The sequence below is a fragment of the Pseudonocardia sulfidoxydans NBRC 16205 genome, assembly GCF_007989085.1.
GTDB lineage: Bacteria > Actinomycetota > Actinomycetes > Mycobacteriales > Pseudonocardiaceae > Pseudonocardia > Pseudonocardia sulfidoxydans.
Genome location: NZ_BJVJ01000002.1, coordinates 148,279 through 172,812 on the forward strand (window position 1 = coordinate 148,279; position 24,534 = coordinate 172,812).

The following is a 24,534-nucleotide window of genomic DNA, read 5'->3' on the forward strand; positions in this document are numbered from 1 at the left end:
GTCGGTTCACCGGACCCCGGCACGGCTTGTGTCGCCGGGCTCACGCGGCGGACGCGGTGTCGCGCAGCACAACATCGACTCCCGACTTTCTACGTGGTGTAGAACTACTACAGGACGTAGAACATCAGCCCGGAGGCCATCATGGACGCGCTCGACCTCGCCCGCTGGCAGTTCGGGATCACCACCGTCTACCACTTCCTCTTCGTCCCGCTGACGATCGGGCTGTCCGCGATCGTCGCGATCCTGCAGACGGCCTGGCACCGCACCGGCAAGGTCGAGTACCTGCGCGCCACCCGCTTCCTCGGCAAGCTCTTCCTGATCAACTTCGCGATGGGCGTCGTCACCGGGATCGTCCAGGAGTTCCAGTTCGGGATGAACTGGAGCAGCTACTCGACGTTCGTCGGCGACGTCTTCGGCGCCCCGCTGGCCATGGAGGCGCTGCTCGCGTTCTTCCTGGAGTCCACGTTCATCGGGCTCTGGATCTTCGGCTGGGACCGGCTCCCCCGCCGCATCCACCTGGCCTGCATCTGGATCGTCGCGATCGGCACCAACTTCTCGGCGTACTTCATCATCGCCGCCAACGCCTGGATGCGGCACCCCGTCGGCTTCACCGTCGACGAGACGACCGGGCGCGCCCGCCTCACCGACATCTGGGCCGTCCTCACCAACGACCAGGCCTGGTCGACCTACCTGCACGTCGTCTCGGGCGCCTTCATCGCCGCCGGCCTGTTCGTCGTCGCCGTCAGCGCCGTCAAGCTCATGCGCGCCCGCTGGCCGCGGCGCTCGACCGACGCCGTCCCGCACCCGTCGGAGCACGGGCTGTTCCGCAAGACCCTGCGCCTCGGGCTCGCCGTCACCGCCATCGCGGGTGCACTCGTCGTGTTCTCCGGCGACCACCAGGCCAAGCTCATGGCCCAGTACGAGCCCATGAAACTCGCCGGTGCCGAAGCGCTGTGGGAGGACGAGCAGGGCGCCGGGTTCTCGCTGTTCGCCGTCGGCGACATCCGCGAGGGCCGCAACCACATCAACGTCCAGGTCCCCAACGTGCTGAGCTTCCTCGCCACGGGTGACTTCCAGGGCGACGTCCAGGGCATCAACGACGTCCAGCAGCGCTTCGAACAGCAGTTCGGCCCCGGCGACTACCGGCCGGACATCGCCGTCCTCTACTGGTCGTTCCGGCTGATGATGGGGCTCGGCCTGGCCGGCGTCGGCATCGGCGTCCTCGGGCTGTGGCTCACCCGGCGCCGTCGGCTGCCCGAACACCGCTGGATGTACCGCGTCGCGATCCTCGGGCTGCCCGCGGCGCTGGCCGCCAACGTCTTCGGCTGGATCCTCACCGAGATGGGCCGCCAGCCCTGGACCGTCGTCGGCGAACTGCTCACCGCCGCGAGCGTCTCACCCGGGGTGAGCCTCACCGAGGTCGCGATCTCGCTGTCGACGTTCACGCTGCTCTACGCCGCGCTCGCCGTCGTCGAGCTGAAGCTGCTGCTGCGCTACGTCGCCGCCGGGGCGGCCGCGGTGATGCCCTACCCGCCCGACGACTCCGACGTCCCCGCTGCACGCGAGCGCGAGGACGACCGCGTCCCCGCGTTCGTCTACTGAGCCCCGAGAGCACGACATGGACCTGCAGACCATCTGGTTCCTCGCCATCGCCGTCCTCTGGACCGGCTACTTCGTCCTCGAGGGCTTCGACTTCGGGGTCGGCATGCTGCTGCCCGTCATCGGCCGCGACGACACCGACCGCCGCGTCATGATCAACTCGATCGGCCCGGTCTGGGACGGCAACGAGGTCTGGCTCATCACCGCGATCGGCGCCACCTTCGCCGCTTTCCCCGCCTGGTACGGGTCGATGCTGTCGGGCTTCTACGTGCCGTTCCTCGCGATCGTCCTCGCCCTGATCGTGCGCGGCGTCGCCTTCGAGTACCGCGGCAAGGTCGACGACGACCGCTGGCGGCGACGCTGGGACGTCGCGATCGTCGTCGGCAGCACCGTGCCCGCCCTCGCGTGGGGCCTGATCTTCGCCAACCTGCTGCGCGGGCTGCCGATGGGCGAGAACCACGTCGTCGACGCCGGGCTCGCCGACATGCTCAGCCCCTACGCCCTGCTCGGCGCGCTCGTCACCGGCAGCCTGTTCCTCCTGCACGGCGCGGTGTTCCTCTCGCTCAAGACCGACGGCCCCGTCCGGGTGCTGGCCCGCGCGGTCGCGCTGCGCGCCGCGGTCGTCGCCGTCCCCGCCCTCGTCGGGTTCCTCGGTACGACGCTCGCCCACCGCCCGACCGGCTGGACGCTGCCGGTCGCGGTGATCGCCGTCGTCACCCTGGTCGTGGGTGCCGGGCTGGCCGGGCGCGGCCGGGAGGGCTGGGCGTTCGCGTCGACGGCCGTGTCGGTGCTGGGCACCTCGGTGGTGATCTTCGGGTCGATGTTCCCCGTGCTCATCCCGTCGACGACCGACCCGGCGCTGTCGCTGACCGTCGCCGGGGCCGCGTCGGGTGAGTACACGCTCGTGGTCATGAGCTGGATCGCACTCGTGCTGCTGCCCTTCGTGATCGGCTACCAGGCCTGGTCGTACTGGGTGTTCCGGCGCCGCGTGACCCGCGCGCACATCGCGCCGGCGCACTGACGTCCTCGAGAAGAGGTCCGTGAGATGAAACCCCTCGATCCGCGGCTGCTGCGGGCGGCGCGTGCGGTGCGGACGCACGTCGCCGTCACCGCGGCCTGCGGGTTGGCCCTGACCGGGTTGATCCTCGCCCAGGCCTGGCTCGTCGCCCACGTCATCGGCGGCGCCACCGACGGCCACGGTCTCGACCAGCTCGGCCCGCTGGTCGCCGCGGTCGCCGCCGTCGCGATCGGGCGGGCCGTGCTGGCCTACGGCGCCGAGGCCGCGGCCCTGCGCAGCGCCGCCCGGGCCAAGTCCCAGCTGCGGCGGCGGATCGTCGCCCACGTGACCGACCGGCCCGGCCGGGGCGCCGCCACCGCCGGCGAGGTCGCCACCCTCACCACCCGCGGCCTCGACGCCCTCGACGACTACCTCGCCCGCTACCTGCCCCAGCTCGTCCTCGCCGCGCTCGTCCCGATCGCGGTGCTGGTCGTCGTCGCCTCCGCCGACTGGATCTCCGCCGTCGTCATCGCGGTCACGCTGCCGCTGATCCCGCTGTTCATGGCACTCGTCGGCATGCACACCCAGGCCCGCACCCGCAGGCAGTGGACGCTGCTGCAGCGCCTCGGCGGGCACTTCCTCGACGTCGTCGAAGGGCTGCCGACGCTCGCGCTGTTCCGCCGGGCCAAGGCCGAGGCGGCGCTCGTGCGGCGCGTCACCGACGACCACCGCGAGGCGACGATGGGCACCCTGAAGGTGGCGTTCCTGTCGGCGTTCGTGCTGGAGCTGCTCGCCACCCTCGCCGTCGCGCTCGTCGCCGTCGAGGTCGGGTTCCGGCTGCTCTACGGACAGCTGGACCTGACGACGGCGCTGATCGTGCTGATCCTCGCGCCGGAGGCGTACCTGCCGCTGCGCGAGGTCGGCGCCCGGTTCCACGCCAGCATGGAGGGCATCGCCGCGGCCGAGTCGGCGTTCGCGATCCTCGAGGCCCCGCGGCCCGCCGTCCCCGGCACCGCGCCGAGCGCGCGCCGCGGCACGGTCTCGCTCGCGATCGACGACGTCACCTTCACCCACGACGGTCGCGACACCCCGGTGCTCGACGGGCTGAGCCTCGCGGTCGAACCGGGGCGCTCGGTCCTGCTCACCGGGGCCAGCGGCGCCGGCAAGTCGACGCTGCTGTCGCTGCTGCTGCGCTTCGCCGAGCCGCAGTCCGGTGAGATCCGCGCCGACGGCGTCCCCCTGCGCGAGCTCGACCCCGACTCGTGGCGCGCCCGCGTCGCGTGGGTGCCGCAGCACCCGCACCTGTTCGACGACACCGTCGCCGCCAACGTCGCGCTCGGCGACCCCGGTGCGGGGGACGCCGCGGTCGCCGACGCCGTCGCGGCCGCCGGGCTGACCGACGTCGTCGCCGCGCTGCCCGACGGGCTCGACACCCGCGTCGGTGAGCGCGGCGCGCGGCTCTCGGCCGGCCAGCGCCAACGCGTCGCGCTGGCCCGGGCGTTCCTGCGCGACCCCGACCTCGTGCTGCTCGACGAGCCCACCGCCCACCTCGACCCCGACAACGCCGCGCTCGTCCGCGCCGCCACGGCCCGGCTCCTGCGGGGGCGCACCGGGATCGTCGTCGCCCACGACACGGGCTGGGGCGAGATCACCGACGCCACGGTCGTCCTCACCGCCGGCCGGCTCGCCGCCCACGGCACGCCTCCGGCGGCACCGGCGGCGGCGGGCAACCCGGCGCTCGCGAACGGCACGCCTCCGGCGCCTGTGAGTGGCAATAGTCGCTATAGCGACTATTGCCACTCACAGGGGGTCGTCTCGCAGGGGGTGGTCTCGTGAGTGGGGGGCCGCTCGTCCGGATGGTGGCCCTGGCCCGGCCGCGGGGGACGCGGTTCGCGCTCGGGGTGCTGGCCGGGGCTGCCGCGACCGCGTCGGGGGCCGGGCTGCTCAGCCTCGCCGCCTGGCTCATCGCGACCGCCGCGACGCACCCGTCGGTCACCGCGCTGTCGGTCGCCGTCGTGCTCACCCGCGCGCTGGGCGTCACCCGCGGCGTGACCCGCTACCTCGAACGGCTCGTCACCCACGACGCCGCGCTGCGCACGCTGTCCGACGTCCGCGTCCGCGTCTACGAGCGGCTCGCCCGCACCGAACCGGTCCGCCGCTTCCGCTCCCCCGACCTCGTCACCCGCCTGGTCAGCGACACCGACGCCACCCAGGACCTGCTGGTCCGCGGGTTGACGCCGCCGTTGAGCGCGGTCGTCGCCGGGGCCGGCGCGGTCACGCTGGCGACCGCCCTGCTCGTGCCCGGTGGGCTGCTGCTCGCGGGGGGGCTCGTCGTCGGCGGGCTCGTCGTGCCCGTGGTGGCGGCTGCGCTGAGCCGGGCGTCGGGGATCCGGCAGGCCGCGGCGCGGGCCGAGCTGTCGACCGCACTCGTCGACGCCCTGCACGGCGCCCCCGACCTCGCCGCCTACGGTGCGACCGGCCGCGCGGTCGCCCGCGTCGAGGCGGCCGACGCCGCGCTCACCGCCGCCGCCCGCCGCGACGCCGGCCTGCTGGGCCTCGGCGCGGGCGCGTCCGCGCTGGTCGCGGGCCTCACGCTGTGGGCGACGCTGCTGCTCGGCGTGGCCGCGGTGCAGAACGGGGCCCTCGGCACCGTCCCGCTCGCGGTCCTGGTGCTGACCGCGCTCGCCTCGTTCGAGATCGTCGCCCCCCTGCCCGCCGCGGCCGCGCGGCTCGGCGCGGTGCGGGCGTCGGGCGAGCGCCTGTTCGACGTCCTCGACACCCCACCCGCGGTGCGCGACCCCGGGGGTGCGGGGGGCATTGCGCCGGGGGCGTGCCGGGTCCGCGACCTGCGGGTCCGCTACGCCCCCGGCGAGCCGTGGGCACTCGACGGCCTCGACCTCGACGTCGGACCCGGTGCGAAGGTCGCCGTCGTCGGGCCGAGCGGGTCGGGCAAGAGCACCCTGGCCTCGGTGCTGTTCCGGTTCCTCGACCCCGACTCCGGGACCGTCACCCTCGGCGGCACCGCGCTCACCGACGTGCCGCCCGACGCGGCGCGCGAGGTGATCAGCGGCGTTCCGCAGCACCCGCACCTGTTCACCGGCACCGTCGCCGCCAACCTGCGGCTCGCCCGCCCCGACGCGAGCGACCCCGACCTGTGGGACGTGCTGCGCCGGGTCCGCCTCGCCGACGACGTGGCCGCCATGCCCGGCGGCCTGCACGCCGACGTCGGAGAGCACGGCGAACGCCTCTCGGGCGGGATGCGGCAGCGCCTCGCGCTGGCCCGGGCGCTGCTCACCGACGCGACGCTGCTGGTCCTCGACGAGCCGACGACGCACCTCGACCCCGACACCCGCGACGCCGTCCTGGGCGACCTGCTCGCCGCCGCCGGAGACCGCGCGGTGCTGCTGGTGACCCACGACCTGGACCGGCTCGACGCGATGGACGCGATCCACGTCGTCGTCGACGGGCGGGTCGTGCAGCACGGCACCCACGCCGAGCTGCTGGCCCGCGACGGCTGGTACCGGCGGGCGCACCGGCTCGCCCCGCTGCCGTCCTAGGAGGAGGGGCCGCGGCGTTGCGCGCGCAGCTCCCGGGTGCGGGCCGACACCCGCGAGCCCAGGAGCCCGGCGGCGGCGTCGACGAGCTGGCTGACGAACAGCCGATGGTCGTCGCGGCCCGCGCGGGCCCGTTGCGCCATCTCGACCGCCACGAACCGGACGGTCAGGAACCGCCGGTGCAGCTCGACGGCGTCGGGCTCCAGCACCGGTTCGAGCAGCGCGCGCCAGCGGCCGATGCTGCCGCCGGGCTGGTCGAGGGCCAGCGGCGCCATCGACGGCACCGGCCGCGTCAGCAGGTCGGCGACGGTGCGCAGGTAGCCGGCACCGGCCGCGCCCTGGTCGAGCTTCGCGGCGAGGGGCTCGACGAGCGCGGCGGCCAGCTCGTGCACGGCGCCGTCGGCACCCGGGCCGCCGACGACGGCGTCCGCGTGCGGGCCGGCGCCGAACTCGTCGAGCAGCCGGTGGCGGTGCCGCTCCACCTCGGGGGCGTGCCGGTCGAGCAGCGCCTGGACGAGGCCGTCGCGGTCGGTGAACCAGTACTGGGCGGCGATGACGTTGCGCGCGCCCGCGGCCCGGCCGATCTCACGCAGCGACACCGCGTCGCTGCCGCGGTCGGCGAACAGCTCCTCGGCGGCGCTGAGCAGCCTCGACCGGGTGTCGCGACCGTCGGCCGCACCCCCGTCGGGCCCCGCAACGCGCGTCATCGGCGCAGGCTACCGGGCCGACCGCGCACCGGATCAGGCCTTGGGGCCGCCGGCGACGTAGACGACCTGCCCGGACACGAACCCGGCGCCCTCGCTGACGAAGAACGACACGGTGTGGGCGATGTCCTCGACCTGCCCGGCGCGGGCGACGGGGATCTGGGCGGCGCGGGCGGCGACGTAGGTGTCCCAGTCCTCCCCGATCCGCTCGGCGGTCGCCTTCGTCATGTCGGAGACGATGAAGCCGGGGGCGATGCAGTTGGCGGTGACGCCGAACTTGCCCAGCTCGATCGCGAGGGTCTTGGTGAAGCCCTGCAGCCCGGCCTTGGCGGTGGAGTAGTTGGACTGGCCGCGGTTGCCCAGCGCCGATGTGCTCGACAGGTTCACGATCCGGCCGTACTTCGCCTCGACCATGTGCTTCTGCACGGCGCGGGCCATCAGGAACGAGCCGCGCAGGTGCACGTTCATGACGGTGTCCCAGTCGAGCTCGGACATCTTGAACAGCAGGTTGTCGCGGGTGACGCCGGCGTTGTTGACCAGGACGGTCGGGGCGCCGAGCTCGGCGGCGACCCGGTCGACGGCGGCGCTCACCTGGTCGGCGTCGGAGACGTCGGCGCCGACGGCGATCGCCTTCCCGCCGGCGGCGACGATCGCGTCGACGGTGGCCTTGCAGGCGGCTTCGTCGAGGTCGAGGACCGCGACGGCGAACCCGTCGGCGGCGAGCCGGACGGCGGTGGCCGCCCCGATCCCCCGTGCCGAACCCGTGACGATCGCGACGCGTGCCTCAGCCATGCCTGACGTTCCTTCCGTTGTCACCACTGTGTGCCGGGCCCGATCGTCGCATCCTGGCGGGGTGCCGGCCGCCCAGGGCGGGGGGACGTCACACGGACCTTCGCGCGCAACCTGACGGTCGTCGCGACGGGGCGCGGACAGCAGGGAGGTTGCGCGGGGCTCTCGACGGCCGCTCCGGCGGCCGGGCCGGAACGCGGCACGGCGCCGCCGGCTCCCGGAGGAGCCGACGGCGCCGGATGGGCGACAAGTCGGTGGCGGGCGCCGGTGCGCGCCCGGTCCGGGAAGCGCTGTCCCGGAGCTGTCGGTTCCGAACGCTACCCGGTGACCCATGTCACGTCAACGCCGTTCGCCGAGCGGCTTTCAGTGCTCTGACCTGCAAGATCAGTCGAGCAGAACGGTGCGGAGATCGAGTCGGTGCAGCACCCGGTCGGCCGCCTCCGGGTCGACACCGGACTCACGACGGGCCGCCAGGACCTCCGCGCGGGCGGCCGAGAGGGCCTCCGCCTGCACCGCACCCAGCGTGGCGCGGCTGGCACGCAGCGTGGCGAAGCGGTCGCGCTCCTCGTCACCGAGGGTCTCACCCGCGAGCACCGCCTCGAGCCTGCCGATGCTCTGGTGCAGCACCGCCGACACCTCGTCGGGGAGGCCGTCGGCGCGCTCACGTTCGACGAGCCGGGTCAGCGCGGCGTGCCACGCGCGGTGGGCCAGCATCCGCTCGGCGGCACGCTCGGCGTCGGCGTCCTCGGCGACCTTCAGCACCCGCACCACGATCGGCAGCGTGAACCCGGGCAGCAACAGCGTCACGACCAGGACCGAGCAGGCGACGACGACGATCTCGGTGCGCGCCGGGAACGCCGCGCCCGTGGACGTGACCGCCGGCAGCGCGAGGGCGAGCGCCAGCGTCGCGAGCCCGCGCATCCCGCACCAGGCCAGCACGACCGCCTCCCGCCCGGTCCGCGGCGCGACGCCCGGGTCCTCGCGGCGGCGCACCGCGAGCAGCGCGCCGGTCATCCACAGCGCCCGCAGCACGATGACCACGCCGCACACGATCGCGGCGTGCACGAGCATCCGGGGCAGGTCGGCGCCCGCGTCGATGACGACCTGCCGCAGGTCGAGCCCGATCAGCCCGAACGCCACCCCGGTCACGAGCAGCTCGACGACGTCCCAGAACGAGCGTTGCACCAGACGTTCGGCGGCCTCGTCGGCGTTGGCGTGCACGCGCAGCTGCAACGCCACCACGACGACGGCGACGACACCGGACGCGTGCACCTCCTCGGCGAGCAGGTAGACCGCGAACGGCAGGACGACGGTGAGCGCGCTGCGGCCGGTGGTGTCGGTGACCTTCGTCGACACCCAGCGGGCGATCTTCGCGACGACGATCCCGATGACCACGGCCAGCGCCGCGCCCAGCAGGAACCGGCCGGCGACGAGCGGGAAGCTCAGCTCGTCGCCGCTGACCGTCGCGAACACGGCGGCCTGGAACACCACGAGCGCGGTGGCGTCGTTGAACAGGCCCTCGCTCTGCAGCACCGCGAGCAGCCGCCGCGGCATCCGGACCGGCCCGGCGACGGCCTCCACCGCGACCGGGTCGGGCGGGGCGACCATCGCACCCAGCGCGACCGCGGCCGACAGTCCGATGCCGGGGATCAGCGCCATGGCCGTCCCGGCGACGACCGCGATCGTGACGGCGACGAGCGCGATCGCCAGCATCACGATGCTGCGCCACCGCGCCCGGAACAGCGCCCACGACGTGCGCTGGGCCGTCGCGAACAGCAGTGGGGGCAGGAACAGCGGGAGGATCAGGTCGGGTTCGAGCTCGAACCGGTCGGGCAGGCCCGGGACGAACGCGACCGCCGCGCCGAGCACGACCATCAGCGCCGGCCACGGCAGGTGCAGCCGGTCGCCGATACCGACGAGCACGACCGCGGCCAGCATCAGCCCGACGACGAGCAGCAGCAGCTCCACATGCGACAGACTGCCCGGCGGGTGCGCGGTGCGGACGGGCGGCCCCGATGGTTACGGTGGCCCGAGATCCCCCGTGATCCCCCGTGGTCCCGGCGTACCCGGTCCCGCCGGGGCCGGTGCGGGAGACCATCCGTGACCGCGCCCGCGACGTGGCGGGCGCCCAGCCGACAGGGAGCAGCGATGGCGCACGACCCCTATGCCGATCTTCCCCAGGTCCCGTCCTTCGACGTCACCAGCACCGACGTCACCGACGGCGAGCCGCTCGCGATGCCGCAGGTCAGTGGCATCTTCGGCGCGGGCGGTGAGGACCGCTCACCGCAGCTGTCGTGGAGCGGCGCCCCCGATGCCACCCAGTCCTACGTGGTCACCTGCCTCGACCCCGACGCCCCGACCGGGTCGGGCTTCTGGCACTGGGCCGTCGTCGACATCCCGGCGTCGGTGACCTCGCTCGACGCCGGCGCCGGCGACGGCGCGCTGCCCGAGGGCGCGTTCACCCTGGCCAACGACGCCGGCCTGAAGAACTACCTGGGCGCCGCCCCACCCGCCGGGCACGGCCCGCACCGCTACATCTTCGTGGTGCACGCCGTCGACGTGGCGTCGCTGGGGATCCCCGCCGAGGCGACCAACGCGTTCCTCGGGTTCAACCTGTTCTCCCACACCCTCGCCCGGGCGACGATCACCCCGGTGTACGAGATCACGGAGTAGGCCTTCCTCCGGCGAGCGGTGGCCGGGGCGAGCGCGCCGAGCGCCGCCCGGCCACCCGCGACCGTGCCGGGTCAGGCTGCGACGCGGCGGGTGCGGACGGTGACGCCGCCGACGGGTCGCCCGCCGGCGTGTCTCGTGATGCGCAGCAGGACCTCCGTCCACAGGTTGAGCTGGATCTCCTTGGCCGCCAGCAGCTTGTCGTAGAGCACGCGCGACACGACGTCACCGGGGCGGGCCCACGACTCGATGCCCATCACCAGCTCGCCGTCGACGTCGCGGGCCCGGAACTCGATCTGCCCGGCCTCCAGGTGCCCGCGCAGCGTCGCGAACCGGAAGCCCGTCGCGTCACGGCCCACGACCCGCACCGGCCCGTCCCACGGCCCGGGGAGCCGGATCAGGAACTCGTCGCCGTCGCGTATCGTGCCGACCTCACCGCGGGTGCGCCGGAACACGGCGACGCCCGTCGGGAACCACTCGTTGATGTCGCGGACCAGGTCGGCCACGAGGGCCTCGGCGTCGAGACCGGACCCACCGATGTGCACCGTGTACCGGCGGTGCAGCAGGTCCCCGTGCCCGTCCGCGGCCTCCTGCACGCGGTCGTCGCGATGGTGTGCGGGCAGCTCGGGGGCCTCGTCGGAGGCGTCACCGTCGACCTCGCTGCGGTGCAGCGGGACCGTGCGCCACATGTAGCGCCAGCTCACCGCGGCCAGCCCGACCGGCCACCGCACGAGTGCGGCGACCCGGCGGTGACGTCGGGTCCCGGTGGCGGCCTTGCGGCTGAGCACTGCCATGCGCGCATGAGAACACGCCCCACGGGGAAAGCGCTCGTCGTGACCGTCGGACGACTGCTGCACCGCATCGGGTTCCGTGCCATCCATCTGCAGGCCACCTCGCTGGGGTCGATCGTGTTGTGCATCGCGCTCTGGCTGCGCGCGAAGACCGTCGACCAGGACGAACGCGGCAACGCCGAACGGCGCGCCCTGTTCGTCGGGCTGTGGCCGCCCATGTTCTGGGCGATCGGCGAGTCGGTGCGCCAGAACGAGGACCGCGGCCTGCTCCGGGGGCCCCGGACATGAGGGCCCGGGGGCTCGTCGCCGAGCTCGACCGGCTGCCACCGCTGGGGGTCAACTACGAGGAGTCCGAGGCTCCGACGGGGCCCGACGACCCGGCCTGGCACGTCGACGTCGCCTGCGCCGAGCTGGGCACCGAGCCGCCCGGCGACCCCGTTCCCGACGGGATCTTCGACGCGGCGTGCATCCTCGTGCGCGACTACGAGTTCTCCGACCACCGCCTCATCCGCGGGGTCTTCCGGCCCGCCGACGAGCTGCTGGGCCGCAACATGCTGCTCGAGGGCCGGTTCCTGTTCCTGCGGTTCTACCTGGGCGTGCGGGTCACCGGAGTCGTCGAGGGCACCCGCGACGGGCCCGACGGCCCCCAGCGCGTCTGGGGCTGGACCTACCAGACCCTCGACGGCCACCTGGAGCAGGGCAAACTCACCTACGAGGTGCTCAAGGACCTCACGACGGGTGTGGTGTCCTTCCGCCTCGACGCCTACTCCCGGCGCGCCCCCATCGAGAACCCGGTGCTGCGCGGCGGCTTCCGGGTGTTCGGGCGCCGCACCCAGCTCGACTTCTACCGGCGCGTCGGGCGCCGCATGCACGACCTGCTCGCCGACCACCGGCCCGGCGACCCCCTGCCCCACCCCTCGCGGCTCGCGGGCGACGTCGTGCTCGCCCCGTCGCAGAGCCGGATGCGCCCGTGGGACCCGGCCGCGCTGCCGCTGCGCCATCCCGGTGTCCACGTGCACCGCCGCCGCCTGGCGCTGCGCCGGAGGGCCCGTACGTGACGACCGGCCACAGTGGTGTCCCGGCGCGCCGGGACACCGGATCCGGCGTAGCGTCCCGGGCCGTGCCCGACATCACCGAACTGATCCTCGACGACCACGAGTGGTTCCGTCGCCAGTTCGCCGCGCTCGACGAGGTGCGCAGGTCGACGCCCGTCGACGCCACCGCACTGCGCGACCTTTGGCAACCACTGGCCGACCATCTCGACGTCCACGCCGTGGCCGAGGAGGAGATCTTCTACCCGCAGCTGCTGCGCCGGGGCGGCGACGACGCCGAGGACGAGACCGTCGACGCCATCGGCGACCACAACGACATCCGTGACGGCGTGCACGCCGCGGCCCGCCACCCCGTCGGCACCTCCGCCTGGTGGGACGCCGTGCAGGCCGCGCGCGACGCCAACGACGAGCACATGTCCGAGGAGGAGAACGAGGGCCTGCCCGACTTCCGGCTGCACGCCGCGACCGGGTTGCGCAAGTCGCTGGGCCGGCAGTTCGCCACGTTCATGGAGCGCCACCGAGGTGCGCGCGACCTCGACGTCGGCGACAAGGACCCCGAGACCTACGTCGCGCGGACCGAGGAACGCAATACGATCACCTCCGGTGACGCCGACGAGGCCGCACGCCTCGACGGGTCGCTCGGCATCGGCAGCCTGAAGGGGAAGTGAGCACGCCCATGACCACACCCGCCGACCACCTCCTGCGGGGGCTCGCCCCGATCCCCGCCGAGGCGTGGACGCAGATCGACGACGAGGCCCGCGAGCGCCTCACCCCGCTGCTGGCCGGCCGTCGCATCGTCGACTTCGCCGGCCCCGGCGGCTGGTTCCACTCCGCCACCAGCCTGGGCCGCACCGAGGACCTGCTCGCCCCGCCCGAAGGTGTCTCCCCCGACGGTGTGCGCACCCGGCGCCGCCGCGTCCTGCCGCTCGCGGAGGTGCGGGTGCCGTTCACGGTCGCGCGCGCCGAGATCGACGACATCCAGCGTGGTGCCGCCGACCCGGAGTTCGACGACCTCGCCCGCGCCGCCCGCGTCGCCGCCGAGATCGAGAACCGCGCGATCCTGCACGGCTGGGCCGCCGCCGGCATCGAGGGCCTCAGCGCCGTCGCGCCCTACCCGGCGATGACGCTGGGCACCGACTGCAACGCCTACCCCGGCATCGTGGCCCGCGCCGTCGACACGCTGCGCCGCAACGGGATCGAGGGCCCCTACTCGCTGATCATCGGGCCGGAGGGCTACACCCGCATCGTCGAGACCGCCGAGCACGGCGGCTACCTGCTGTTCGACCACCTCGCCCGCATCCTCGGCGGCTCCATCGTCTGGGCGCCGGGCACGGAGGGCGCGATCGTCGCCAGCACGCGCGGCGGGGACTTCCGTCTCGACGTCGGGCAGGACCTGTCGATCGGCTACTCCCACCACGACGCCGACACGGTGCACCTGTACCTGGAGGAGAGCTTCTCCTTCCGCGTCGTCGAGCCCGACGCCGCGCTCGCCCTGTCCTGACCCCCGGCACACCCGCGCCCCTGACCCCCGCCGAGTTCGACACCGGCCTGGTTCGATCACGATCGGGACCAGTCCCCTGTCGAACTCGGCGTTTTTCCGGGGCGACGTCGTCCGGCCGGGACCCGTGTTCGGGTCCCGGCCGGGTCGTACGTGTGCGGGGCTGCGGTCAGAAGTTCAGCAGCCGGTCGAAGAACGTCCGGTAGCGGCCGAGGGCGAGGCGCAGGTCCTCGGTGGACGCGGCGTCGTCGTGCAGGTCGCGTTCGAGGTCGCTGCGCTGGGTGCGGAAGGTCTCCTCGATCTCGTCGAGCACCTGGCCGACGAGCTCGTTGGCGTCCCGCACCGCGGTGCGCGGCTCGTCGACGAACTGGGCTTTGAGTACCTGCCAGCGGTCCTGGTAGTCCGAGGCCCGTTGTCGGGGGATCAGCGCCGTCCGTTCGGCCTCGTGCTGCGACACCGCCGACGGCTCGGACAGCCGCGCGGCCCGGCTCCCGTCCTGCGCCGCCCCCGCGCCGGCCGCGTTCGGGTCCGGGGGCTGCGGGTGTGCCGTGGGCGGCGTCTGCGCCGGGGCGCCGCCGTCGTGCCCGTTGCCCTGGCCGCCCCAGCCGCCCGGGCCGCCGGCCTCGCCGCCACGGGGATCACGGGGATCGCCGTCACGGGGTTCGGCTGCGGTCGGGTCGACGGCGTCATGGTGGCGCTGGTCGAGCTGGTCGTCGAGTCGGTCCTGCATGGTGCCCTCCGTCGTCGTCGCGTGCGCGTCGGTCGGGCGGCTCATCGGGTCGGCTCCTCGTGCCGGTTCGACCGGCCCCACGCGGCGTCGGGGGCGACACCACCGTCGTGGCGGCCCGCGGCCTCGTGACGCCCGGCCGGTTCGTGATGCCCATCGGCGTCGTGGCGCCCGTTGGATTCGTGGCGCCCGTGGGATTCGTGGCGCCCGGACCCGGCGTGCCGATCGGGGGCGCCGTCACGGGAACCACGGTGGGACTCGCCGCGGGCGTGGTCGCCGGACTCGTCGAGCAGGGCGTCGACCAGGGCCCGGTAGGAGGTCACGGCGTGGCGCAGCTCCTCGGTGTCGACGCCGCCGCGGGAGTTGCGCTGGGCGATCGCGCGGGCCTCCCGGTAGCGCTGGACGACGACGGGGTGCTCGACGGACACGTCCTCGGCACGCTGGTCGAAGTCGGCGACCGGGTAGCCGCGGGCGTGCATCACCTCGGCGACGAAGGTGTCGGCGCGCTCGACGGCGCGGTCGGGGTCGTCGACGAACTCGCCCTGCAGGGTCAGCCAGCGGTCGCGGAAGTCGGCGCGCTCGCGGTCGTCGAGGGGACGCAGGTCCAGGGACCGGTGCCGCTTCTCGCGCTCGGCGAGATGACGCTCGGCCGCACGCTCGTCGTCGGTCCGGGCGAGGGTGCGCTCGTACTCCGGTCCGAAGTGTTCGCGCAGCCGCTCGCTGCGGCGCCGTTTGCCGACCAGGTAGGCCGCCACGCCGATGCCGAGCAGGACCACCACGATGACGATGATCACTACGATGACAGTCGTGTCCATGCGTCCGGGTGCCCGGACGATGTCCGCCACAACCAGTTCGCGCGATTCGGAGATGTGACACCCATCACATTCTATGGATTCGGGAGGCACGCGGTGGTCCACGTGGGTGCACGACGATGAGTGAGGATGCGCCCGATCGGGTGGAGGACGCGGCGGAGGAGCTGTACGGCGTCGCACCCGACGACTTCGTCCCCGTCCGCGACGAGCTCGTCGCCGCAGCCCGGGAGGCGGGCGACCGCGACGCCGCCCGCGCGATCGCCAAGCTGCGCCGTCCCACCCAGGCCGCGTGGCTGGCCAACCTCCTCGCCCGCGAACGCGCGACGCAGCTCGACGGGCTGCTGTCGCTGGCCGCCGACCTGAACGACGCCCAGCGCACCCTCGACGGGTCGGCGCTGCGCGCGCTCTCGGCCCAGCGGGGCAAGCTGGTGGCGGCGATGGCCCGGGAAGCGCGGGCGCTCGCGGGCCGCGACGGCCACAAGGTCGCCGAGAGCACCGAGCGCGACCTGCGCGGCATCCTCGACGCCGCACTCGCCGACGCCGACATCGCCGAGCAGGTGCGGTCGGGGCGGTTGCACCGCACCGTCAGCTACTCGGGGTTCGGCCCGGACGCCCTCGCCGGGGCGGAGCCCCGCCCCGCGCCGAGACGTCGCGAGCCCGAGGCCGGCTCCGCGCAGGACGGTGTCGCGCAGAACGGTGTCGCGCAGAACGGTGTCGCGCAGAACGGTGTCGCGCAGAACGGTGTCGCGCAGAACGGTGTCGCCGACGACCCGTGGGCGATGCCCGACGACGCCGCCGCCCGCGCGGAGCAGGAGCGGCGCGCCCGCGAGCTCGCTGAGGCCCGCCGCAGCCTCGACGACGCCCGGTCGACCGCCGGCGAGGCGCGCGACCGCGAGGAGGCCGAGCGGCGCGCCCACGAGGAGGCAGAACGTCGCCTGGCCGACGCGAAGGCCCGCGTCGCCGACCTCGCCGCCGAGCTGGAGGAGGCCCGGGCCGCGCAGCGCGACGCGACGGAGTCCGAACGCAGCGCGGCGGCAGAGCTGCGCGAGGCAGCCGCCCGCACCCGCGCCGCCGCGGCCGACGTCGAACGGGCCCAGGCGAAGGTGGCCGACCTGTCGTGAGACCCGCGCCCGGTCAGCTCGCGGCCCGGTGCGGGTCGCGGTGGGACTCCACCAGCTCGTGGCCGTCGCGGAACAGGACGCCGTTGCGGCAGCGGGCCTCGACCTTCCCGTCGGCGAACTGCTCGGTGTAGAGCCGGGCGTACAACCCGCGCTTCGCGAGGAGCTCCGCGTGCGTCCCGCGTTCGACGATCTCCCCGTTCTCGACGGCGAGGATCTGGTCGGCGCCCAGGATCGTCGAGAGCCGGTGCGCGATCGCGATGGTGGTGCGGGCCTGCGTCGCGGTCTCCAGGGCCTGCTGGACGAGCCGTTCGCTCGCGGTGTCCAGGGCGCTGGTGGCCTCGTCGAGGATCAGCACGGGCGGGTCCTTGAGCAGCACCCGGGCGATGGCCAGCCGTTGCTGCTCGCCGCCGGAGAGCCGGTAGCCCCGTTCGCCGACGATCGTGTCGTAGCCGTCGGGAAAGCTCGCGATCCGGTCGTGGATGTTCGCCGCCCGGGCCGCGGCCTCGACCTCGGCGTCGGTGGCGTCGGGCTTGGCGTAGCGCAGGTTGGCCGCGATCGTCGCGTGCAGCAGGTGGGTGTCCTGGGTGACCATGCCGACCGCGGCGCGCAGCGAGTCCTGCGTGAGGTCGCGGACGTCGTGGCCGTCGAGGCGCACGGCGCCGCGGTCGACGTCGTAGAGCCGCGGGACGAGGTAGGACATGGTCGTCTTGCCCGACCCGCTGGGCCCGACGATCGCGGTGAGCGTCCCCGGTGCCAGCTCCGCGCTGACCCCGCGCAACGCCCACGGCCGCACCGGGGTGCCGGGCGCGGCCGGGTCGTCGCGGTCGGCGAGGGGGTAGCTGAACCAGACGTCGTCGAGGGTGACCGCGCCCCGGACCGCCGCGGGATCGAGCACCGTCGCGGCCGGGGTGTCGACGATCCGCGGCGTCAGGTCGAGATAGGAGAAGATGCGCCCGAACAGCGCCAGCGAGGTCTGGACGTCCAGTGAGACGCGCAGCAGGTTGACCGTCGGGAACAGCAGCCGGGTCTGCAGCGTCGTGAACGCGACGACGGTGCCGGCGCTGAGCCCGCTGCCCGCACCGATCAGCAGCCCGGTCACCAGGTAGACCAGCGCGGGCGTGACACCGAGGAACGTCTGGACGACGGCGAAGAACGTCTGCCCGGTCATGGCCTGGCGGACCTGCAGGCCGACCTGGTTGGCGTTCTCCTCGCGGTAGCGGCGCACCTCGTCGGCCTGCCGGTTGAACACCTTGGCCAGCAGCACACCCGAGACCGACAGGGCCTCCTCGGTGATCGCGGTCATGTCCGACAGCGACTCCTGGGTGCGGCCCGCGATCCTGCGCCGGATCCGCCCGACCCGGACCTGCAGCAGCACGAACACCGGTACGAGCGCGACGGCGATCAACGTCAGCTGCCAGCTCAGCAGCAGCATCGCGATCAGCGCGGCCACCACGGTGACGACGTTGCCCAGGATCGAGGTCGCCGTCTCGGTGAGGACGGTCTGGACGCCGCCGACGTCGTTGGCCAGCCGGGACTGGATCGCGCCGGTGCGGGTGGCGGTGAAGAACGACAGGTCCATCCGCTGCAGGTGCTCGAACAGCCGCCCGCGCAGGTCGGCCATGACGCGGTTGCCGAGCAGCGTGGTCTGCCAGGTCTGCCACACCCCGATCAGCGCGGACACGACGGGGATCGCGATCATCCCGGCCACGAGCCACACCAGCAGTTCCATGTCGACGCGCCCGCCGGGCGGGAACAGCGCCTTGTCGAACGTGGCCTGGGTGAGGAACGGGGTGATGATGCCGAGCCCACTGGACACGAGGACGGCGGTGAGGATCCCGGTGAGCGCGAGCCGGTGCGGGCCGAACAGCGCCCACACCCTGCGCCCGATGCGGTCGTTCGCCCCGGTCGTCGCCTCTGCGTCCTTCGCCCCGGTCACGTCGCCGCCCCCTCGGTGAGACCGGCCACACCGCACCGGCCGGGCCAGCCTGCCAGGCGCGACGCGCCGCGCCCGTGACAGGGTCGGGGGCGTGGGATCGGCGTGTCCGGAGACGGCCCCCGCGGCAGCACAGCGGCCGTGGCGCGAACGTCTGCACGCCGTCGCCTGGGGACGGTGGGCGCTGCTGGTCGTCCTCACCGTTGCGCTGACGTTCGGGTTCGGGGCGCTCGGTGTCCCGTCGCCCGCGCTGTTCGCGGGCCTGCTCGTCGGGACCGTGCTGGCACTGCTCGGCCGCGCCCCGAACGCGGTCCCGCAGCCTGCGACGGCCGGCGCGCAGGCGGTGATCGGTGTCGTCATCGGGCTGATCGCGCAGAGCGACACCCTGGCCGCCGTGGCCCGGGACTGGCTGCCGGTGCTCGGCATCGGGCTCGCGACGTTGCTGGCCAGCATGGGCGCGGGCCTGCTGATGGGGGTACAGCGCGGGGTGTCGCCGCTGACCGGGCTGCTCGCGCTCACCGCGGGCGGGGCGTCGGGGCTGGTCGCGATCAGCCGCGAGCTCGGTGGCGACGAACGTGTCGTCGCCGTCGTGCAGTACCTGCGCGTCGGGTTGGTGACCGCGACGATGCCGGTCGTCGCGACGCTCGCGTTCGGCGCCCAGCACTCCCCGCCCGGCGGGGAGGCCGCCGCGACCGCGCCCTGGTACGTCGGGCTCGGGGTGCTGGCGTTCTGCTGCGCCGTCGGGGTGCCGCTCGGTGTGCTCACCCGCGTCCCGGCCGGGGCGCTGCTGGGCCCGATGGTCGTCGCGCTGGCCCTCGCGCTCACCGGGTGGTCGTTCGGGTCGACGCCGCCGACGCTGGTCGTCGACCTCGCCTACGCCGTGATCGGCTGGCAGGCGGGGGTGCGGTTCACCCGGGCGAGCCTGCGCACGGTCGCCCGGGTGCTGCCCCTCGCGACCGGGCTCATCGTCGTGATCATCGGGGCGAGCGCGGCGCTGGGCGTGGCGCTGTCGCACCTCACCGGGGCGACGTTGCTGGAGGGCTACCTCGCGACGACGCCGGGCGGCATCTACGCCGTACTGGCGACGGCCATCTCCGCGGGCACCGACGTCACGTTCGTCGTGGCCATGCAGGTGCTGCGGGTCGTGCTGATGCTGCTGATCGCGCCGTTCCTGGCCCGGCTCGCCGGCAGGCGCTGGGGCACCACCGGAGCCGACTGACCCGCCCGGCGTCACCCCCCGCGCCACCGCACCCGGGCGGTGACGCGATCCGCACTCAGCGCACCATGCGGAAGAAGGTCCGGATGTCGTCGACCAGCACCTCCGGCTGCTCCATCGACGCGAAGTGCCCGCCCACCTCCGGGTGGTTGAGCATCCGCAGGTCGGTGAAGCGCCGCTCCAGCCAGTGCCGCGGGAGCCGGCGCATCTCGTGCGGGAACACCGTCGCGCCCGCCGGCACCTCGACGAGGTCGTAGCGGGTCTTGCCGTAGCTCTCCCAGTACAGCCGCGCCGACGACGCCGCGCTGCCCGTCAGCCAGTACGTCATCACATTGTCGAGCAGCCGGTCGCGCCGGATCGTGTTCTCCGGCTGCCCCGCGCAGTCGGTCCAGTCCCAGAACTTCTCGACGATCCACGCGCACTGCCCCACCGGCGAGTCGGTCAGCGCGTACCCGATGGTCTGCGGGCGGGTGGACTGCTGGGCGGAGTAGCCGGTGCCGAAACGGCGGAACTTCTTCGCGTCGAGCATGCCCTTCTTCTCCTCGCGGGAGAGCGGGCGGCGTTCCTCGTCGGGCGGCACCTCGGCCAGCGGCATCGTCAGGTGGATGCCGACGACGTTCTCCGGCGCCCCCGTCCCGAGCATCGCGGTGATCATCGAGCCCCAGTCGCCGCCCTGGGCGCCGTAGCGGTCGTAGCCCAGACGGTCCATGAGCTGCGCCCACGCCGTCGCGATCCGTTCGATGCCCCAGCCGGGCAGCCGGGGCTTGCCGCTGAACCCGAACCCGGGCAGCGACGGCACGACGACGTGGAAGGCGTCCGCGGGGTCGGGCGGGTCGACGAGGTCGTCGATGATGCCCAGGTACTCCACGATCGAACCCGGCCAGCCGTGGGTGAGGATCAGCGGCAGGGCGTTCTCGTGACGCGACCGCACGTGCAGGGCGTGGACGTCGACGGTGTCGTCGGCGCCGCCGTCGAGCACGGTGCGGATCTGGGGGCGGGCGTTGATCTCCGCCTCGCAACGCCGCCAGTCGTAGCCGTCGGCCCAGTAGGCGCACAGCTCCTGCAGGTAGTCCAGCGGGACGCCCTGGGTCCAGCCGTCGACCGTCGCCGGTTCGGGCCACCGCGTCCGCCGCAACCGGTCGCGGAGGTCGTCGAGGTCGGCCTGGGGGGTCTCGATGCGGAACTCGCGCACCTGCCTACAGTTGCACGCCCCCGCTCACAGCTGCACCCCGCGGGTCAGCGCACCGTCGACCACCAGGTTCGCCCCGGAGATCCGGCTCGCGAGCGGGCTCGCGAGCATGACGACGGCGAACGCCGTCTCGTCGGGGGTGCCCATCCGGCCCGTGGGGTTCAGGCCCATGGCCATGGTGAACAGGTCGGGGTTGCCGGTCTCGATGCCCTGCCACACACCGCCGTCGAAGTAGACGTTGCCGGGCGACACGGCGTTGGCCCGGATCCCCTTGGGCGCCAGGTCGAGCGCGAGCCCGGACATGTAGTGCACCAGCGCCCCTTTCATGACGCCGTAGGAGCCGTTCGCGAAGTCGATCTCGCGGCCCGACACGCTCGACACCGCGATGATCGACGCCGCGTCGCTCTGCTCGAGGTGCGGCATCGCCGCCTCCACCAGCCGCACGGTGTGCAGCAGGTCGACCTCGAAGCTGTCGCGCCAGTTCTGCTCCCCCGGCCCGATGGCCAGGGCGCTGACGCCGGCGACGACGATGTCGATGCCACCGGCCTCGCGCGCCTCGTCGGCCACCCACGCGGCGAGAGCGTCGCCGTCGGCGACGTCGAGTGCGCGGCCGGCGACCTCGTAGCCCTTGCCGCCCAGCAGGTCCACCCGGGCCCGGACGTCGTCCTCCGTGCGCGCGCAGAACGCCACCCGGGCGCCCTCGGCGGCGAGCTGCTCGACGATCGCGGCGCCGATACCGCGGGTGCCGCCGGTGACAAGGGCCTTGCGGCCGGCCAGTTGCAGGTCCATGGGTCTCCTTCGAGCTAGAGGGAAGCGGACTGCTCGCGCAGATGGGCGTGCATCCCGTTGTAGGCCCGGCCCGCAGGCAACAGCGCCTTCGAGACCTTGGTGACGGCCGAGTAGTTGGTGTCGACGACGTTGGCCAGCGGCGACTCGCTGACCTGCGTGAGCAGCTGGTAGGCGTCGAGTCGGTCGAGGCCGTACAGCTCGCCGAGCCAGCCGATCATGCCGACCTGGCTGGCCCGCCACGCGTCCTCCAGCGGGCGCGACGACCCGACGACGACGTAGTGGGTGTCGGACTCGATCCGCGGCCACGCCGGGCCCGCGCCGCCCTTGATCAGCTCGACGAGCAGGGTCACGTCCATGGCCCCCTCGACGGCGGTGCCGCAGCTCTCGCCCTCGCCCTGGCGGTAGTGCCCGTCGCCGACCGAGAACATGGCGCCCTCGACGTTGACCTGCAGGTAGCAGGTGACACCCGGCTTCATCTCGGGCGTGTCCATGTTGCCGCCGAACGTGTCCGGCACCAGGCTCGACCGGACCTCACGCCCGGCGGGCGCGACACCGACCGTGCCGAGCATCGGGTTGCAGGGCAGCTCCAGGCGCATGTCGACGCTGGACGCCTCGAACAGCACCGTGTTCGCGGCGCGGTCGAGCTGGTAGATCCAGGTCCGCTCCGGCAGCGGGTCGTGCAGCAGCGCGGTCCGGTCCGTCGTGGACAGAGCACCGAAGAACGGGATGGTCGTCGACGCGCCCCAGTCCCGGGCCGGGGTGAGGTCCACGATGTGCAGCGCCAGGGTGTCGCCCGGCTCGGCGCCCTCGACGAAGAACGGGCCGGTCTGCGGGTTGACCTCGGCGAGGTTCAGCACCTGGCCGGGCCGGTCGGTGACCTTCGTGATGCGCCCGGAGAACGCGTCTTCGGTCCAGAGTCGCAGCAGCGTGCCGGGTGAGATCCGGTGGCTCGGCGCGACACCGCCGAAGGTCCACACGTACTGGTCGCGTTCGGGTCGGTACTCGACGACGTCCACCCGGCTGATCGTCGACCGTGGACGGTCCCCGCCGCAAGACCCATGCCCCTCAGGGTCGCCGGTTGATCGAGACCGCGTAGTCGCCACCGCCGTAGGGGGCGCGGTCCCACGTCGCGAACCGGTCGTCCGCGACCAACCCGGCGGCGGCGCTCCAGGCGTCGTACTCGTGGAGCGTCGGCCAGCCGGGGCGCAGGCTGAACCCGGCCACGAGCAGCCCCCCGGGTCGCAGCGCGCGGGCGCAGGCGGCGATGCCGGCGGCGCGGTCGTCGGCCGCCATGTAGGGCACGACGTTCCCCGCCAGCACGACCACGTCGAACACGCTGTCGACGCCGAGCGCCTGCAGGCCCCGGTGGTGCCAGGTCAGCTCGGGCGCCTTCTCCCGGGCGACGGCGATCATGTCGGCGTCCGGGTCGAGCCCCTCGGCGTCGATCCCGCGCCGCGCCAGCTCGATCGCGACCCGGCCGGTGCCGCAGCCGCCGTCGAGGACCCGGGGTGCGGGCCTGTCCCCCAGCAGCGCCACGACCAGGTCGGCCTCGCCGTGCGGGTTGCCGCCCTCGGCCGCGATCCGGGCCCAGCGCTCGTCGTAGGTCCCGACGTCGACAGCGCTGCGCCAACGGCTCCAGTCGTCGGGAAGCTGCTCGGCCATGTTGTGGACATTAGTGGTGGGGCAGGATCGGGCGATGATCTCTCCGGGCCCCGTGCACGACTCGCTCACCGCCGGCATCGGGGCCACTCCCCTGGTCCGGCTCGACCGGGTCGTCGACGGCATCGCCGCCGCCGTGCACGTCAAGGCCGAGTACGCCAACCCCGGCGGCAGCGTGAAGGACCGCGCCGCCCACGCGATGGTCACCGCCGCCGAACGCGACGGCCGGCTGCGCCCCGGCGGCACCGTGTTCGAGGGGACCTCGGGCAACACCGGCATCGGGCTGGCCATGGTCGCCGCGCGCCGCGGGTACCGGTGCGTGCTCGTCGTGCCCGACCGGACGGCCGTCGAGAAGATCGCGCTGCTGCGCGCCTACGGCGCCGAGGTCGTCCTCACCCCCGGCACCGTGCCCCAGCACGACCCCCGCCACGTCCGGCGCCTCGCCGAACGCCTCGCCGCCGAGACCGACGGCGGCTGGCTCGCCGACCAGTACACCAACCCCGCCAACCCGCTCGTCCACGAGCACACCACCGGTCCCGAGATCTGGGCCCAGACGTCGGGGCGGATCACGCACCTCGTCTCCGGGGTCGGGACGGGCGGGACGATCAGCGGCACCTCCCGGTACCTGCGCGAGGTGTCCGGCGGGCGGGTGCGGATCGTGGCGGCCGACCCGGCGACCTCCCGGTACTCCGGCGGGGACGGCAGCCCGTACACCGTCGAGGCCGTCGGGCACTACCTGAACCCCGACACCGTCGTCGACGAGTGGCCGCAGACCTACGACCCGTCGGTGGTCGACGAGTTCGTGCAGGTCCCCGACGGCGACGCCGTCCGGCTCGTGCGCCGCGTGGCCCGCGAGGAGGGGATGCTGCTGGGCGGGTCGTCGGGCACCGCACTAGCCGCCGGTCTGCAGGTCGCCGCCGGTCTGGGCCCCGACGACGTCGTCGTCGTGATCGCCCCCGACTCGGGCCGGGCCTACCTCAGCAAGTACTTCGACGACGACTGGTGCGTGCGGCTGGGGTTCGTCGACGCGCCGGACGGTCCGCGGGTGCGCGACGTCCTGCCCGCCGCGGCTGCGGGCCTCACGGTGGTGCCGGTCGGTCGCAGCACCGGTGAGGTCCTCGCGGGACTGCCCGCCGACGCCCCGGACGTGCTGCCCGTCGTCGCGGACCGCGACGGTGCCGGACCCGACCGCGCGTCGGGTGACGCCGTCGGTGCGGTGGCGGTGTCCGACCTGCGCGCGGCCGCTCCCGGCGATCCGGTGCGGCCCGGGCCGCTGCTCGCGACCGTCGGCATCGGCGAGTCCGTCGCCGGCGCGCTCGCCCGGGTCCCCGACGACGGCCGCCCGCTGCTGGTCGTCGCCGACGGCCGGATCGTGCGCTCGCTCCCGCGCCCGGCCCTGACCTAACTGGGGGTCTGACGCGCCGCCGCACCCCT

Annotated in this window: 23 protein-coding genes; 12 read left to right on the forward strand and 11 right to left on the reverse strand. The window is 73.9% G+C overall.

Translation table 11 applies throughout. The features are described from left to right. The first annotated feature begins 141 nt into the window (after positions 1 to 141). The 4 genes from PSU4_RS01910 to cydC are packed head-to-tail and all read left to right on the forward strand — an operon-like array spanning position 142 to position 6,153. Positions 142 to 1,602, forward strand: a complete 1,461-nt coding sequence (locus PSU4_RS01910; protein ID WP_147102097.1) for a cytochrome ubiquinol oxidase subunit I — start codon at positions 142 to 144, stop codon at positions 1,600 to 1,602. Positions 1,603 to 1,618: 16 nt separating this feature from the next. Then, the gene (cydB, locus tag PSU4_RS01915; RefSeq protein WP_147102099.1) at positions 1,619 to 2,620 is read left to right on the forward strand and encodes a cytochrome d ubiquinol oxidase subunit II; all 1,002 of its coding nucleotides are present in this window, start codon (positions 1,619 to 1,621) and stop codon (positions 2,618 to 2,620) included. Positions 2,621 to 2,644: 24 nt separating this feature from the next. Continuing rightward, positions 2,645 to 4,432, forward strand: coding sequence for a thiol reductant ABC exporter subunit CydD (cydD, locus tag PSU4_RS01920; RefSeq protein WP_147102101.1), 1,788 nt, complete (start codon positions 2,645 to 2,647; stop codon positions 4,430 to 4,432). Beyond that, on the forward strand, positions 4,429 to 6,153 hold the full coding sequence (gene cydC / locus PSU4_RS01925) for a thiol reductant ABC exporter subunit CydC (protein ID WP_246114899.1): 1,725 nt from the start codon (positions 4,429 to 4,431) through the stop codon (positions 6,151 to 6,153). Before cydD ends, cydC begins: the two co-directional genes overlap by 4 nt. Here cydC and PSU4_RS01930 read toward each other — a convergent pair. The 3 genes from PSU4_RS01930 to PSU4_RS01940 all read right to left on the reverse strand — a co-directional run bounded on the left by PSU4_RS01930 (position 6,150) and on the right by PSU4_RS01940 (position 9,611). After that, positions 6,150 to 6,857, reverse strand: a complete 708-nt coding sequence (locus PSU4_RS01930; protein WP_147102103.1) for a TetR/AcrR family transcriptional regulator — start codon at positions 6,855 to 6,857, stop codon at positions 6,150 to 6,152. The two genes, cydC and PSU4_RS01930, sit on opposite strands and share 4 nt — an antisense overlap. A gap of 33 nt (positions 6,858 to 6,890) precedes the next feature. Next, positions 6,891 to 7,646, reverse strand: a complete 756-nt coding sequence (locus tag PSU4_RS01935) for an SDR family oxidoreductase (protein ID WP_147102105.1) — start codon at positions 7,644 to 7,646, stop codon at positions 6,891 to 6,893. A 381-nt stretch (positions 7,647 to 8,027) separates the two neighbouring features. Further along, positions 8,028 to 9,611: a Na+/H+ antiporter gene (locus tag PSU4_RS01940; protein WP_147102107.1), complete on the reverse strand. Its 1,584-nt coding sequence runs from the start codon at positions 9,609 to 9,611 to the stop codon at positions 8,028 to 8,030. 180 nt (positions 9,612 to 9,791) lie between these two features. Between PSU4_RS01940 and PSU4_RS01945 the strand changes: the two genes are divergently transcribed. Next, complete coding sequence (locus PSU4_RS01945) at positions 9,792 to 10,316, forward strand: YbhB/YbcL family Raf kinase inhibitor-like protein (RefSeq protein WP_147102109.1); 525 nt, start codon at positions 9,792 to 9,794, stop codon at positions 10,314 to 10,316. Between the two features lie 71 nt (positions 10,317 to 10,387). On the opposite strand, the gene PSU4_RS01950 is transcribed toward PSU4_RS01945, so the two are convergent. After that, positions 10,388 to 11,107: a DUF1990 family protein gene (locus tag PSU4_RS01950; RefSeq protein WP_147102111.1), complete on the reverse strand. Its 720-nt coding sequence runs from the start codon at positions 11,105 to 11,107 to the stop codon at positions 10,388 to 10,390. A 6-nt stretch (positions 11,108 to 11,113) separates the two neighbouring features. On the opposite strand from PSU4_RS01950, the gene PSU4_RS01955 reads away from it, so the two are divergent. The 4 genes from PSU4_RS01955 (at position 11,114) to PSU4_RS01970 (ending at position 13,657) form a co-directional block, all read left to right on the forward strand. Continuing rightward, positions 11,114 to 11,392: a hypothetical protein gene (locus PSU4_RS01955; protein WP_147102114.1), complete on the forward strand. Its 279-nt coding sequence runs from the start codon at positions 11,114 to 11,116 to the stop codon at positions 11,390 to 11,392. Further along, positions 11,389 to 12,162 (forward strand): DUF1990 family protein, encoded by a 774-nt coding sequence (locus tag PSU4_RS01960; protein WP_147102116.1) that lies wholly within the window; start codon positions 11,389 to 11,391, stop codon positions 12,160 to 12,162. Before PSU4_RS01955 ends, PSU4_RS01960 begins: the two co-directional genes overlap by 4 nt. 62 nt (positions 12,163 to 12,224) lie before the next feature. Continuing rightward, positions 12,225 to 12,824 (forward strand): hemerythrin domain-containing protein, encoded by a 600-nt coding sequence (locus PSU4_RS01965; protein ID WP_147102118.1) that lies wholly within the window; start codon positions 12,225 to 12,227, stop codon positions 12,822 to 12,824. Between the two features lie 8 nt (positions 12,825 to 12,832). Beyond that, positions 12,833 to 13,657 (forward strand): family 1 encapsulin nanocompartment shell protein, encoded by an 825-nt coding sequence (locus tag PSU4_RS01970; RefSeq protein WP_147102120.1) that lies wholly within the window; start codon positions 12,833 to 12,835, stop codon positions 13,655 to 13,657. A 166-nt stretch (positions 13,658 to 13,823) separates the two neighbouring features. Here the strand turns inward: PSU4_RS01970 and PSU4_RS01975 are convergent, their stop codons facing one another. Together PSU4_RS01975 and PSU4_RS01980 are read right to left on the reverse strand one after the other, a co-directional pair. Further along, positions 13,824 to 14,429 carry a hypothetical protein gene (locus tag PSU4_RS01975; protein ID WP_147102122.1) on the reverse strand — a complete coding sequence of 202 codons (606 nt, stop codon included), beginning with the start codon at positions 14,427 to 14,429 and terminating at the stop codon, positions 13,824 to 13,826. Then, the gene (locus PSU4_RS01980) at positions 14,426 to 15,175 is read right to left on the reverse strand and encodes a hypothetical protein (protein WP_186816695.1); all 750 of its coding nucleotides are present in this window, start codon (positions 15,173 to 15,175) and stop codon (positions 14,426 to 14,428) included. The genes PSU4_RS01975 and PSU4_RS01980 overlap by 4 nt, the downstream gene beginning before the upstream one ends. A gap of 137 nt (positions 15,176 to 15,312) precedes the next feature. Between PSU4_RS01980 and PSU4_RS01985 the strand changes: the two genes are divergently transcribed. Beyond that, positions 15,313 to 16,314 (forward strand): hypothetical protein, encoded by a 1,002-nt coding sequence (locus PSU4_RS01985; protein WP_147102124.1) that lies wholly within the window; start codon positions 15,313 to 15,315, stop codon positions 16,312 to 16,314. A 13-nt stretch (positions 16,315 to 16,327) separates the two neighbouring features. Here PSU4_RS01985 and PSU4_RS01990 read toward each other — a convergent pair whose 3' ends face one another. Then, positions 16,328 to 18,250 carry an ABC transporter ATP-binding protein gene (locus PSU4_RS01990; RefSeq protein ID WP_147102126.1) on the reverse strand — a complete coding sequence of 641 codons (1,923 nt, stop codon included), beginning with the start codon at positions 18,248 to 18,250 and terminating at the stop codon, positions 16,328 to 16,330. A 91-nt stretch (positions 18,251 to 18,341) separates the two neighbouring features. Between PSU4_RS01990 and PSU4_RS01995 the strand changes: the two genes are divergently transcribed. Continuing rightward, the gene (locus PSU4_RS01995; RefSeq protein ID WP_222596140.1) at positions 18,342 to 19,466 is read left to right on the forward strand and encodes an AbrB family transcriptional regulator; all 1,125 of its coding nucleotides are present in this window, start codon (positions 18,342 to 18,344) and stop codon (positions 19,464 to 19,466) included. A 55-nt stretch (positions 19,467 to 19,521) separates the two neighbouring features. Here the strand turns inward: PSU4_RS01995 and PSU4_RS02000 are convergent, their stop codons facing one another. The 4 genes from PSU4_RS02000 to PSU4_RS02015 are packed head-to-tail and all read right to left on the reverse strand — an operon-like array spanning position 19,522 to position 23,103. Then, on the reverse strand, positions 19,522 to 20,655 hold the full coding sequence (locus PSU4_RS02000) for an epoxide hydrolase family protein (protein ID WP_147102128.1): 1,134 nt from the start codon (positions 20,653 to 20,655) through the stop codon (positions 19,522 to 19,524). 24 nt (positions 20,656 to 20,679) lie between these two features. Beyond that, positions 20,680 to 21,441 carry an SDR family NAD(P)-dependent oxidoreductase gene (locus PSU4_RS02005; RefSeq protein WP_147102131.1) on the reverse strand — a complete coding sequence of 254 codons (762 nt, stop codon included), beginning with the start codon at positions 21,439 to 21,441 and terminating at the stop codon, positions 20,680 to 20,682. 14 nt (positions 21,442 to 21,455) lie between these two features. Beyond that, the gene (locus PSU4_RS02010; RefSeq protein WP_147102133.1) at positions 21,456 to 22,457 is read right to left on the reverse strand and encodes an acetamidase/formamidase family protein; all 1,002 of its coding nucleotides are present in this window, start codon (positions 22,455 to 22,457) and stop codon (positions 21,456 to 21,458) included. 49 nt (positions 22,458 to 22,506) lie between these two features. Next, positions 22,507 to 23,103, reverse strand: a complete 597-nt coding sequence (locus PSU4_RS02015) for a class I SAM-dependent methyltransferase (RefSeq protein ID WP_147102134.1) — start codon at positions 23,101 to 23,103, stop codon at positions 22,507 to 22,509. A 34-nt stretch (positions 23,104 to 23,137) separates the two neighbouring features. Between PSU4_RS02015 and PSU4_RS02020 the strand changes: the two genes are divergently transcribed. Then, a complete protein-coding gene (locus PSU4_RS02020; RefSeq protein WP_147102136.1) occupies positions 23,138 to 24,505 on the forward strand; it encodes a PLP-dependent cysteine synthase family protein in 1,368 nt (455 codons plus the stop codon). Positions 24,506 to 24,534 lie beyond the last annotated feature (29 nt).

Coding starts and splice junctions, on each gene's coding strand:
- PSU4_RS01910 (WP_147102097.1), top strand. CDS start 142: ATGGACGCGCTCGACCTCGCCCGCTGGCAGTTCGGGATCACCACCGTC.
- cydB (WP_147102099.1), top strand. CDS start 1,619: ATGGACCTGCAGACCATCTGGTTCCTCGCCATCGCCGTCCTCTGGACC.
- cydD (WP_147102101.1), top strand. CDS start 2,645: ATGAAACCCCTCGATCCGCGGCTGCTGCGGGCGGCGCGTGCGGTGCGG.
- PSU4_RS01930 (WP_147102103.1), bottom strand. CDS start 6,857: ATGACGCGCGTTGCGGGGCCCGACGGGGGTGCGGCCGACGGTCGCGAC.
- PSU4_RS01935 (WP_147102105.1), bottom strand. CDS start 7,646: ATGGCTGAGGCACGCGTCGCGATCGTCACGGGTTCGGCACGGGGGATC.
- PSU4_RS01945 (WP_147102109.1), top strand. CDS start 9,792: ATGGCGCACGACCCCTATGCCGATCTTCCCCAGGTCCCGTCCTTCGAC.
- PSU4_RS01950 (WP_147102111.1), bottom strand. CDS start 11,107: ATGGCAGTGCTCAGCCGCAAGGCCGCCACCGGGACCCGACGTCACCGC.
- PSU4_RS01955 (WP_147102114.1), top strand. CDS start 11,114: ATGAGAACACGCCCCACGGGGAAAGCGCTCGTCGTGACCGTCGGACGA.
- PSU4_RS01960 (WP_147102116.1), top strand. CDS start 11,389: ATGAGGGCCCGGGGGCTCGTCGCCGAGCTCGACCGGCTGCCACCGCTG.
- PSU4_RS01970 (WP_147102120.1), top strand. CDS start 12,833: ATGACCACACCCGCCGACCACCTCCTGCGGGGGCTCGCCCCGATCCCC.
- PSU4_RS01975 (WP_147102122.1), bottom strand. CDS start 14,429: ATGAGCCGCCCGACCGACGCGCACGCGACGACGACGGAGGGCACCATG.
- PSU4_RS01985 (WP_147102124.1), top strand. CDS start 15,313: ATGAGTGAGGATGCGCCCGATCGGGTGGAGGACGCGGCGGAGGAGCTG.
- PSU4_RS02005 (WP_147102131.1), bottom strand. CDS start 21,441: ATGGACCTGCAACTGGCCGGCCGCAAGGCCCTTGTCACCGGCGGCACC.
- PSU4_RS02015 (WP_147102134.1), bottom strand. CDS start 23,103: ATGGCCGAGCAGCTTCCCGACGACTGGAGCCGTTGGCGCAGCGCTGTC.
- PSU4_RS02020 (WP_147102136.1), top strand. CDS start 23,138: ATGATCTCTCCGGGCCCCGTGCACGACTCGCTCACCGCCGGCATCGGG.